Origin of the sequence: Aquimarina sp. AD10 (assembly GCF_003443715.1) — a bacterium.
GTDB classification, from domain to species: Bacteria; Bacteroidota; Bacteroidia; order Flavobacteriales; family Flavobacteriaceae; genus Aquimarina; species Aquimarina aggregata.
In genome coordinates this window covers 326,855-338,924 of record NZ_CP031965.1, presented here as the reverse complement: position 1 = coordinate 338,924, position 12,070 = coordinate 326,855, and the positions used below count along the sequence as shown (strand labels likewise).

Here is a 12,070-nt window from a genome sequence, read left to right as displayed (position 1 = left end):
TTGAATAAGTCATGAAAAAAGAAATTCATATTTTCTTTACCGCTCTAATGTTTTTTACAAGAATACCTTGTCCAAAATGGGTAAATCATGATCCACATTATTTACAACAAAGCTCAAAATATTTCCCCTTAGTTGGCATACTAATCGGAAGTATCGGAGCCATCGTTTTTTATACTTCTTCTTTTTTATTCTCTACAGAAGTTTCTCTTTTACTCTCTATGTTTTCAACTATATATGCTACAGGGGCTTTTCATGAAGATGGTTTTGCAGATGTATGTGACGGTTTTGGTGGTGGTTGGACTAAAGATAAGATTCTTTTGATTATGAAAGATTCTAGATTAGGCACATATGGTACACTAGGTATCGTATTAATGTTGTCTATTAAATTTGCATCATTGCGAGAAACAGAGGTGCTTTATATTCCTTTACTTCTTATATCCGGACATGCTTTGAGTCGGTTTATAGCCACTACATTATTATATACACACCCTTATGTACGAGATACAGAAGATAGTAAAGCCAAACCTGCTGCAAAAAGCATGAGTTTAAGGTTACTTATAATTAGTGCTTTTTTTGGAATCGCTCCATTGTTTTTTTTCAAAAACCCTTGGATTTTCATTACACTAATCCCTATGTACTTATCAAAAATGTTTTTAGGAGTCAAATTCAAAAAATGGATTGGTGGGCAAACAGGAGACTGCGCAGGTGCAGTACAACAATTAAGTGAAGTAGTTTTTTATCTTACAACAATAGCGCTATGGAATTATATTTGGTAAGACACACTACTCCTAACATCGAAAAAGGAATTTGTTATGGTCAAAGTGATCTTGGAATAACCGATTCATTTCCTTCAGAAGTTCATAAAATACATAATCAAATTCCGATTAAAGAAATCTCTAAAGTCTATAGTAGTCCATTACAACGATGTAAATTGCTAGCACAAACATTTAAAAAAGAGACCATTTTTGATGATCGATTAAAAGAGTTAAATTTTGGCGATTGGGAATTGCAACCTTGGGATGCCATACATAGTAAAGAACTAGATCCATGGATGAAAGATTTTGTAAACATAAAAACCCCTAATGGAGAATCATATGTTATGCTTCAACAACGCATGTTAGATTTTTTTTATTCTTTAGATAAAACTACTAACGAAAAAAATGTAATTGTATCCCATGCAGGACCATTAAGAGCTTTGTTATCGCACCTTCAAGAGGTTCACCTTAAAGATTCTTTTGATATCAAAATCGAATATGGTCAAGTCATTGAACTTGATGTCAAGTAGTAGTATTTATCATCTAAAAATTAACCGCTCCTTTTTTATGAATTTTGTTTTTGTTCTTGAACTCGTCTCTATTTAGTATTTTTATTGAAATGATTAACGCTATGCGCAATATTACATATCTCTTTTTAATTGCTTTATTATTTAATTCCTGTAAAAAGACAATTAAAAAAACTGAAGCATTAACTATTCAACCACTCGCCACTCAAAAATTAGAATACGCGTCTGGTTTTACAATCAAAAACCTTGAGGGTTATAAAGAAATTGTAGTTTCTACACCTTGGCCAGAAGCAGAAAAAAAACTTAAATATATTCTATATCCGAAAGGAACTCAAAAACCATTTCAATCCGACAGTATTATCTTTATAGAAGTACCTGTAGAAAGAGTTGTAGTTACTTCGACTACAGATATTCCTATGCTCGAATATTTGAATCAAGAACAAAAACTAGTTGGATTTCCTCATACTGATTATATTTCCTCAGAAAAAACACGCGCATTAATTGATCAAGGTAAAATCAAAGAACTAGGTAAAGAGTATAACCTTAACACAGAAGTTGTTTTAGAGTTATCCCCAGAACTTGTTATTGGATTCTCTGCAACAGGTGACACCAAGGCCTATGATTTGATTCAAAAAACCGGAATCCCAGTAGTCATGAACGGTTCCTGGATGGAAGAACATCCTTTAGGAAGAGCTGAATGGATAAAATTTGTGGCAGCTTTTTTTGGGAAAGAAGTTTTAGCAGAAGATATATTCCAAAATATTAAAAAAGATTATTTGGAAGCCGTAACTCTTGCAAAAAACACCAAGAATAAGCCTACTGTTTTATCAGGTAATATGTTTAAAGATGTGTGGTATGTACCTGGCGGAAATAGCTATTTTGCAAAATTCCTAAAAGATGCCAATACAAATTACCTTTGGTCTGATATAAACAAAACCGGAAGCATTACCTTAAGTTTTGAAAGTGTTCTGGAAAAAGCACAAAATGCGAATTTATGGATTCGTGCAGGAAGAGCCAAGTCACTTTCTGAACTTAAAGAAAAAAATCATCAATATGCTTTATTCGATGCGTTTAAAAATAAAACCGTATATTCTTCTGCAATAAAAACCGGTGCTACCGGAGGAACAATATATTATGAATTAGGTCCTATGCGACCCGACTTAATTCTCAAAGATATTATCCAAATTGCACACCCCGAAGTTTTAATAGATTACGAACCTTATTTTTTAGAAAAACTAAATTAATTGACCCCAAATAAATCATACAAAAAGGTATTCATTGGTATAATTGCCCTACTATTACTGTGCTTTATTGCCAATATAAGCTTAGGCTCTGTTTTTATTCCTTGGTTAGATACTTTAAGTAGTTTAATAGGTGCTTCTGTAGAAAAAGAATCATGGAGACATATTGTTATAGCATATCGATTACCAAAAGCTTTAACCGCTATAATTGTAGGTAGTGGACTAGGTGTTTCTGGATTAATGATGCAAACTTTATTCAGAAATCCATTAGCCGGCCCATTTGTATTAGGCATAAGTTCTGGAGCAACACTGGGAGTTGCCTTGTTAATATTAGGAAGTACTTTTACTGGTATAGCAGTTTCTTCGTTTTTAACATCAAAATGGGGATTGATTATTGCAGCAAGTTTAGGAAGCGTTATCGTTTTGTTTGCCGTTATGATTGTATCTGTTAGAGTTAAAGATACTATGGCTATCCTTATTATAGGTCTTATGTTTGGTAGTATAACCACAGCCATCGTAAGTGTACTCTCCTACTTTGCTCCTGCAGATTTATTGCAACAATACGTCTTTTGGGGTTTTGGAAGTTTAGGTAATTTATCTTGGTTTGAAGTACTTATATTTTTTGGCATCTCTTTATTTGGCTTGCTTCTGGCTATTGCTTCTATAAAACCGTTAAATACGTTATTATTAGGTGAAAACTATGCTCGCAGTTTAGGGTTAAATATTAAAACTAGTAGATTTTTAATTATAATAGCAACTGGTTTACTTGCCGGCAGTAGTACGGCTTTTGCTGGTCCAATTGCATTTATTGGATTAGCTGTTCCCCATCTTACTAGGCAACTATTTCATACTTCGGATCATAAAACCTTGATTCCGGCGGTTATATTAATTGGCAGTATTATCATGTTAATTTGTGACAGTATTGCTCAATTACCATCAAGCGAATACACCCTCCCAATTAATGCAATCACCTCTCTTATAGGGGCTCCGGTTGTAATTTGGCTTTTAGTAAGAAAGCGTAAAATGCTTTTTTAATTTCTTTTTTTTACTCAATTATAAATTTGAAATATATCATTCTTGTCCAAAAGAACTATCTTTAGTTTAATTTAAAGAATTATGACTGCATCTGTATATCTTGAAGGAATTAAAAAACAATTTAATTACTATAAATCATTAGGTGAGAAAACCATAAACCAACTTCCTGACGAGAAATTATTCTGGCAATACAATGATGAGAGTAATAGTATTGGCATAATTGTAAAGCATTTATGGGGAAACATGAAGTCTCGTTGGACAGATTTCTTAATATCAGATGGGGAAAAAGAATGGCGACAAAGAGATGCAGAATTTGACAGTGATATTAGGACAAAAGAAGAACTTTTTCTTAAATGGAATGAAGGCTGGAGTTGTCTTTTTGAAGCGCTCAATAGTATCAATGACTCTAACTTTAATCAACCTGTTTACATTAGAAATATTGAACATAGCATAACTGAAGCTATTAATAGACAATTAGCTCATTATGCATATCATATCGGTCAAATTGTATTTCTAGGAAAAATGAGTAATGGAACGAAATGGGAAAGTTTGTCTATCCCGAAAGGACAATCATCAGACTTTAATAAAAAACGTTTTGCAACTCCAAAACATAAAGCCCATTATACAGATAAATTAATGGACGATCCTTCTAATTAATTACTAGGTTAAAGAATTTATATTTGATTATGCCTAATCTATAATTGTACACTATAGTCAATAACTCCTTAAGGTTTGTTAATAACTATGGTTTTTTGAATACCGAAATCCTTATAGATTACAATTATATTTGCGTAACTGTACATAATGAATCACACATGAAATGACCCGCTACAGTACTATATAAAACAATATAAATGCGTTGCGGTGAATTACATCTGAAAACTAATAAACAATAAAGAAATACAGATGAAATTTATAGTATCTAGTTCTTACTTACTAAAACAATTACAAGTATTAGGTGGAGTAATTAGTAATAGTAACACCTTACCTATTTTAGATAACTTCTTATTTGAATTAGATAATAATACGTTAGCAGTATCTGCTTCGGATTTAGAAACTACAATGTCTGCCAAATTAGAAGTCGAATCTTCTGATCAAGGAATCATTGCTGTACCTGCTAAATTATTATTAGAAACGTTAAAGACATTCCCTGAGCAACCACTTACCTTTGTGGCAGGAGACAACAACACCGTAGAGATAAGCTCTAATCATGGTAAATATGCTTTAGCGTATGCCGATGGAGAAGAATTTCCGAAAGCTGTAGAATTAGAAGATCCTAGTGCTACTACACTTTTAGGAGACGTTTTAGCTACTGCTGTAAGTAAAACTATTTTTGCAACCGGTAATGACGATTTAAGACCAGTAATGAGTGGTGTGTTTTTCCAATTCTCGACAGAAGGATTAACTTTCGTGGCTACAGATGCACATAAATTAGTTAAATATACTCGAGGTGACATAAAAGCATCTCAATCTTCAGAATTTATTATGCCCAAAAAACCGTTAAACTTACTTAAAGGAATTTTAGCAGGTAGTGATAGTGAGGTACTAATAGAATATAATGAATCAAATGCTAAATTCACTTTTGATGAGACACAATTGATTTGTAGATTAATTGATGGAAAATATCCAAACTACGAAGCTGTAATACCAAAAGAGAATCCAAACAAGTTAACAATTGCTCGTACACAATTTTTAAACTCTGTTCGTCGAGTTTCTATTTTCTCTAATAAAACAACACATCAGATTCGTTTAAAAATTGCTGGTGCAGAATTAAATATATCTGCAGAAGATATTGATTACTCTAATAAAGCAGAAGAACGTTTAACTTGTGACTACCAAGGCGATGATATGCAAATTGGATTTAATTCACGTTTCTTAAGTGAAATGCTTAATAACCTTAATGCAGATGATGTACAATTAGAAATGTCTTTACCAAACAGAGCCGGTATTCTTACACCTGTAGATGGATTGGATGAAGGAGAACATGTTACTATGTTAGTAATGCCTGTGATGCTTAATAGTTAAAATATAACAAAGATTAAATTGTTAAAAACCAATCATACTATATGATTGGTTTTTTTAGTAATAGAATTTACAACAACTAAACTTTGATAGTACTACTGAAGAAATAGAGTGATTTTTAGTTCATTTATATTACAAATATTTAAATTAGATTATTTAACTTATTATACAAAATCATGAATACTAAAATTTTAATCCTTCTTTTATGTTCTATTACACTAGGGTTTACAACAAATACTAATGAAAATGATGAATACACTTATTTACTTACTATTAGTTCGACAACAGATCAAATTGAAAATTTTAACTTAAAAATAATTAGCAAAACTACTCACAACTCAAAATCAAAAGAAACACTATTAGAAAACATCAAAACACCATTTGAGAAAAAACTTGATGTAGGAAGTTATGAAATAATTATATTCACAAACAAACCCGACAATTCTATTAAAGGCGTGGTTTCTGTCATGCTAAATGGAGAAAAATGGGGGTGGTCACAAAACTATAACAAAGAAAGCAAACTAATAAAATTACATGCAGGGCCTAATGGTGAAACCGGAACGGTTACTGACTAATCTGTACACAAATATCAATTTTTTAATATTTATCTTTCAACTATAAAATATTAAACTTAAGGATAATATAGTCTTAATAAATGATCCAAATTCCTGCTATAGACAATTACAGCCTTTCTGCTAAAGTATATTTAGGAAACAAAACTTTACAAAAAAATAAGGTTTTAATTATTAATTCAGCAACAGCAGTACACAAAAATTTATATCACCACTACGCAACTTATATGTCTAAACATGGTTACAATGTTGTGACCTATGATTATAGAGGAATTGCAGATTCGAGGCCTAAAAAACTAAAAGGATTTAAAACTTCATTTATTGATTGGGGTGAAAAAGACTTTTCTGGAGTAATTGATTTTGTAAAACAAGAATTTCCGAATGATTGTATTGTTACTCTTGGACATAGTATTGGCGGTACTATAATTGGTATGACTCCTAAAAACACCGAAATAAGAGGTATTATAACAATTGCCGCACAAACTGCATATTATAAGGATTGGTCAAAAGAACAAAAAAAGAAAATATACTTTTTATGGCATGTTATTTTCCCGCTAGTCACAAAAGTAATAGGTTACTTTCCGGGTAAAAGATTAGGGCTACTAGAAGATGTTCCCAAAGGAGTTGTAGATCAATGGCATACCAGAAGAAAACATACAAATATGAAACAACAAATGGAAGCTATGGGTGTACAATTCTTTTATAATACATATTCTTCAAAGCTTCTAACTCTCGGTATAGAAGATGATCCTATAGGTACAAAAATTGCTATTAAAAGAGTACATGATTTATTTGTAAGATCTGACAAAAAACTAGAAATCATACCAGTAAGTAGTGTTCCTACTAACAAAATAGGGCATTTTGGTTTTTTTAGCAGAAAATTTCAAGATACGCTTTGGAAAAAAACCTTACTATGGTTTGATGCAATAAAATAACTTTTGCAAACAATCGTTAGCTTTTACTAATTAACCCTACTAACAGTAGCGTGTAGTATTATGTAATTATCTCTAGGATAACAATAATACCTAAACTAAACTAGTACTCTAGAATAAGCTACGTATGAAAAAAATTTCCAGAAGAACCTTCAATTCTAATTTTATAAAAGGAATGGGAGGTATTATAATGGCTAGTCACATTCCTATGGCCTGCGGTATGAGTACCTATTCTAATTCAAAGAAAAAACTAGGAATTGCATTAGTGGGTTTAGGTACGTACAGCACGCATGAATTAGCTCCGTCATTGTTAGAAACAGAATATTGCGAACTAACAGCTATTGTTACAGGAACTCCTGAAAAAGAAAAACTATGGGCAGCTAAGTACGACATTCCCAAAGAGAACATATATAATTATGAAAATTTTGATACTATAGCTACTAATGATGCAGTTGATATTATATATGTAGTATTACCAAATGCCATGCATGCAGATTTTTGTATTAGAGCGGCAAAAGCAGGAAAACATGTCATTTGTGAAAAACCCATGGCCGTTTCTGTAGAAGAATGTGAATCTATTATTGATGCTTGTGCAAAAGCTAATGTAAAACTTAGCGTTGGTTATCGTTTACACTCAGAACCATATACACAAGAAGTAAAACGTATCGTAAAAGAAAAAACTTTTGGTAAGGTTAATTATATATCCGCCGAAGCTGCTTACTTATCTAGAGGAAACTGGGATCAATGGAGGTTTAATAAAAAACTTTCTGGGGGTGGTGCATTAATGAACATGGGAGTATATGCTATACAAGGATTAATCTACGGCACAGGTGAGTTACCCATATCAGTAACCGCCCAAGAGTTTAGTACAATGCCAGAAAATTTCAAAGATACCGATGAGACCATAACTGCTCAATTTGAATTTCCTAGCGGGACTATTGGCAACTTATTTACCTCGCATAATGCTAAAGCTGATCGACTTTATGCCTCTTGCGAAAAAGGTTGGTATGAACTGGATACCGCTTACACTTACGGGCCATTACACGGGAGAACCTCTGAAGGAACTGAAATAAAATTTCCACATAAAAGACAACAAGCTTTACAAATGGATGATTTTGCAAAACATATCCTGCACGACACTCCAAATAAAGTACCCGGTAGTATGGGACTTCGTGATATTAAAATCGTAAAATCTATTTATAAATCTATAGAAGAAGGTGGAAAAAAGATCGCTATAAGATTGTAATAATTATTCTTAGCCTCCTTATCCATTTATTAAAACACGTAACATAACTTTAATTATATTTTAAACACAAAAACATGAATATTACTTTAGAACAAGCTCTAAAAATAACTGAAGCTGCAAAACAAAAAGCAGAGGCTTTAGATACAAAAATGAATATTGCAATTGTAGACTCTGGAGCTAACCTTATATCTTTTATTCGTATGGATCAAGCATGGTTAGGTTCAACAGATATTGCTATCAAAAAAGCAAAAACCGCTAGATATTTTGATATGAATACTGGAGCTATAGGAGAATTATCTCAACCAGGAAAACCACTTTACAACATTGAACATTCTAATAATGGTCTTATTACATTCCCTGGAGGTGTACCTATTAAAAATGAAACAGGAGAAATAATAGGAGCTATTGGCGTAAGCGGAAGTACCGTAGAAAATGATCATGCAGTAGCAGAAGCTGGAGCATTAACATTATAATACTTTTTTTAGTAGAACAATGCCGATTGTTGTTATATTGTATGACAACAATCGGCATTTATTTATGAAAAAAATCGTAAGCCATATTTGGCCTCTGACCAAAAGAAAAACATCCAAAATAAATGGCCCTCTAGAGGTTACCTGGATTAATGGAAAAAAAGTACTTGATAGTCAAAATGCTAATTATTCTTACGGAGCATTGCAAAAAGTCTTAGAATATGGGCTTTTACAAATTGAAATGCAACAGGTTAATGAACTATTGATTTTAGGTCTCGGAGGTGGGTCAGTTATTAAATCTCTTCAAAATAGATTCAATTATCAAGGTAAAATCACTGCTGTAGAAATTGACGATACGATCATCCAAATCGCAAAGGACGAATTTGATATCAAAGAAAACAAACAATTACGTATAATTCATAGTGATGCTATACAATATGTTAACCATTGTAAAAAGTGTTATGATCTAATTATAGTAGATATTTTTATTGATCATACAGTTCCTGAATCCTTTTATGATCAAAAATTTTGGAGTTCTTTAAACCAACTAGTAAAATTAGGAGGTTATATTATTTTTAATGCAGGTATTTTTCTTGAAGATACTTCGAAAATAGCTCCAATAAAATCTATTTTAGAACCAAACACAATCTGTAAACAACATAATAAAGTAGAGGGTGTAAACACATTATTAATTGGAAATAAAGTAATGTAACCAATAGTGTAAAAATTATAATTTTGAAAACGTAACATCAATACAAATGACTTCACAAGAGTTAAAACAATGCCATAACAGAATTAAACCTTATATTCATAGAACAGCAGTGCTTACTTCAAGTTTACTAAATGAAATCTCTGGGGCTGATTTGTTTTTTAAATGCGAAAATTTTCAACGCATGGGAGCTTTCAAAATGCGAGGAGCTGCCAATGGTATTTCACAATTAACCGCTCTTCAAAAAGAAAAAGGTGTCGTAACACATTCATCAGGTAATTTTGCGCAAGCATTATCGCTTGCTGCCAAAAGCCTTGGTGTAAAAGCATATATCGTTATGCCTTCTAATGCACCGCAGGTAAAAAAAGATGCTGTAAAAGGTTATGGTGGTCAAATTATAGAATGTCCTCCTACCCTTCAGGATCGAGAAGAAACTGCTACAAAAATTCAAAATGAGAGAGGAGCTACTTTCATACATCCATCAGATGATCTTGATGTAATAATAGGGCAAGGAACAGCAGCACTAGAGTTGTTAGAAGACCACCCTGATTTGGATTATATTTTTACTCCTGTTGGAGGAGGCGGACTTATTGCCGGAACAGCCTTGGCTGCTCATTATTATGGAAATAATTGTAAAGTAATCGGAGGAGAACCATTTGAAGTTGATGATGCCTATCGTTCTTTGTTAAGTGGTAAAATCGAAACAAATACCACTACCAACACTATCGCAGATGGCTTGAAAACGCAATTAGGTGTTATTAATTTTCCTATTATACAAAAGCATGTTTCAGAAATCATTCGTGTTGAAGAACAAGAAATTATTGATGCTATGCGGCTTATATGGGAGCGTATGAAAATTATAATAGAACCTTCTTGCGCTGTGCCTTTTGCTGCATTACTTAAAGAAAAAGAAAAGTTTAAGCACAAAAAAATGGGTATTATCCTCTCTGGAGGAAATGTAGATTTGGGAAATTTACCTTTTTAAAAAAGAGCACAAAACAGGGTACATAAAAATTTATTACCTAAGTAAGATAACTAGATATATCATGCATTTTGTCTTAACACCTATTGAGTAAAAATCTAATTTTAGATGATTTGATAATATGTTTGTAATCTATGAAACAACTGTTGTATCGATATCCAGATTCCCAGTTCGATGGCACTTTCGGGTTTCATATATGGTGTTATTTCTATCAAAATAGTTTTATTTACTTCTGCCGGGCTGGTAGACATTGCTTTTGCCAAAATAACAGCAGCGGCTTCTTCTTTGGTGAGACATGTATTTTCTTCGAAATCTGATAAAATACTTTTACAAACTTTAGACTCTTTAGGAGTGCATTGTTTCGCTATATTTTTAACTTTATCCAAAGTCATAAGACCTATTTCTGGTGTTAATCTTGTAACAATTACTTCTGCTTCTTTTGCCAATGTTATATTATTAATCGTAATAAAATAGACCAGACTAGTTAAATATTTGACTCTAATTCCCAATTCACTTTTAACAGGATCAAGATTATCTTTTAAGACTGTGGTCAAAGCTTTAATCACTCGTTTACTTTTTATTTTTTCTAAAATTGGAAACGTATATCCTGTATGCTTTTTAAGATATAATGCACTTTGTGTATAATTATCAGGAACCCCTTTTGTCCATTTTTTTTCTAATAATACTGCTTTCGGGGCAAATTTAAGGATACGCAAATAGGTCCAAAAATTATCTTTCTGTATTGGTGAAGAGATCAGTCCATCAAAATCAATTTCATCTCTTCTATGTTTACCTGGATGCCAACCTGTGGCAGAAAGTAATTTACCCACATCTTTAAGCGAGGAGTTCTCTAACTCAATCCCCACAGCATCCATAAATTTATTAAGAAATCCCATTAAAGCCACAGACAATACTATTTCCTCAATTTCTTCCTTAGAAATATGAGTATTTAATAGTATTAATTCTTTTTTAGTAATCTTGACAGGAACTTCGGATATCCCTTTTGCTAATTCTACAATAGCATTTTCTAATACTGTATATTTTCGTTTTCCAGAAATCACTTCCGGATCTAGTCCTCTACGAAGTGCAAAAGAACAGGTATGAGCAGAACAATATTGGCATTCTGCTACTCTACTTGAAGTATACATAGCAAGCCCTTTTAATGCTTTCAAAGGTTTATTTTTCCATAAAGAATGTGGCAAATTTAACAAATTCGGAACTAATAAATTATACGTTCTGAATCCTGTAGGCCATATTTCCATAATCGGATCGGCATTAGGAATAACACCTATTAATTCGTTTACCAATGACAACATTGGACTATACTTTTTTTGTAAAACTTCAAAATCAATAGCAAGGGGCTCTAATTGTTGAGCTAGTGTATATATCATTACGAGGGAGTTTGGTTAATTATTCTTACAATTTAAAAAACCTTTGTGTTATTTCTAAATTATTAACAATAAGATCACATAACATAAAATGAGCTCAACAACATGAAATTTAACAATTTGCGACAACAAAAACTAATTGATTAGTAGAAAAACTAATTGATTAGTTGGTTAACTAAAAGATTAGTAGT

The 12,070-nt window shown here is 32.2% G+C and carries 13 protein-coding genes; 12 read left to right on the top strand and 1 reads right to left on the bottom strand.

The features are described 5' to 3' along the window. Window positions 1–11: 11 nt before the first annotated feature. The 12 genes from D1816_RS01165 (at window position 12) to D1816_RS01110 (ending at window position 10,494) form a co-directional block, all read left to right on the top strand. Window positions 12–776: an adenosylcobinamide-GDP ribazoletransferase gene (locus tag D1816_RS01165; protein ID WP_066311880.1), complete on the top strand. Its 765-nt coding sequence runs from the start codon at window positions 12–14 to the stop codon at window positions 774–776. Beyond that, a complete protein-coding gene (cobC, locus tag D1816_RS01160) occupies window positions 758–1,285 on the top strand; it encodes an alpha-ribazole phosphatase (RefSeq protein WP_066311883.1) in 528 nt (175 codons plus the stop codon). Before D1816_RS01165 ends, cobC begins: the two co-directional genes overlap by 19 nt. A gap of 101 nt (window positions 1,286–1,386) precedes the next feature. Continuing rightward, complete coding sequence (locus tag D1816_RS01155) at window positions 1,387–2,526, top strand: ABC transporter substrate-binding protein (protein ID WP_118506184.1); 1,140 nt, start codon at window positions 1,387–1,389, stop codon at window positions 2,524–2,526. Continuing rightward, a complete protein-coding gene (locus tag D1816_RS01150) occupies window positions 2,527–3,558 on the top strand; it encodes an iron ABC transporter permease (RefSeq protein ID WP_066311888.1) in 1,032 nt (343 codons plus the stop codon). 81 nt (window positions 3,559–3,639) lie between these two features. Continuing rightward, entirely contained in the window at window positions 3,640–4,215 is a 576-nt protein-coding gene (locus D1816_RS01145) for a DUF1572 family protein (RefSeq protein WP_118500866.1), read from the top strand. Window positions 4,216–4,464: 249 nt separating this feature from the next. Next, the gene (gene dnaN / locus D1816_RS01140) at window positions 4,465–5,583 is read left to right on the top strand and encodes a DNA polymerase III subunit beta (RefSeq protein ID WP_066311892.1); all 1,119 of its coding nucleotides are present in this window, start codon (window positions 4,465–4,467) and stop codon (window positions 5,581–5,583) included. Between the two features lie 173 nt (window positions 5,584–5,756). Then, window positions 5,757–6,155, top strand: coding sequence for a hypothetical protein (locus D1816_RS01135; RefSeq protein ID WP_118500865.1), 399 nt, complete (start codon window positions 5,757–5,759; stop codon window positions 6,153–6,155). Between the two features lie 80 nt (window positions 6,156–6,235). After that, window positions 6,236–7,087, top strand: coding sequence for an alpha/beta fold hydrolase (locus D1816_RS01130; protein ID WP_066311897.1), 852 nt, complete (start codon window positions 6,236–6,238; stop codon window positions 7,085–7,087). Between the two features lie 124 nt (window positions 7,088–7,211). Then, window positions 7,212–8,330 carry a Gfo/Idh/MocA family protein gene (locus D1816_RS01125; protein ID WP_118500864.1) on the top strand — a complete coding sequence of 373 codons (1,119 nt, stop codon included), beginning with the start codon at window positions 7,212–7,214 and terminating at the stop codon, window positions 8,328–8,330. Between the two features lie 74 nt (window positions 8,331–8,404). Further along, window positions 8,405–8,803, top strand: a complete 399-nt coding sequence (locus D1816_RS01120) for a heme-binding protein (RefSeq protein ID WP_118500863.1) — start codon at window positions 8,405–8,407, stop codon at window positions 8,801–8,803. Between the two features lie 64 nt (window positions 8,804–8,867). Further along, complete coding sequence (locus D1816_RS01115; RefSeq protein WP_066311904.1) at window positions 8,868–9,512, top strand: spermidine synthase; 645 nt, start codon at window positions 8,868–8,870, stop codon at window positions 9,510–9,512. A gap of 46 nt (window positions 9,513–9,558) precedes the next feature. Further along, window positions 9,559–10,494, top strand: coding sequence for a pyridoxal-phosphate dependent enzyme (locus D1816_RS01110; RefSeq protein ID WP_118500861.1), 936 nt, complete (start codon window positions 9,559–9,561; stop codon window positions 10,492–10,494). A gap of 101 nt (window positions 10,495–10,595) precedes the next feature. On the opposite strand, the gene D1816_RS01105 is transcribed toward D1816_RS01110, so the two are convergent. Beyond that, window positions 10,596–11,882, bottom strand: coding sequence for a carboxymuconolactone decarboxylase family protein (locus tag D1816_RS01105; protein ID WP_066311908.1), 1,287 nt, complete (start codon window positions 11,880–11,882; stop codon window positions 10,596–10,598). Between the last annotated feature and the right edge of the window lie 188 nt (window positions 11,883–12,070).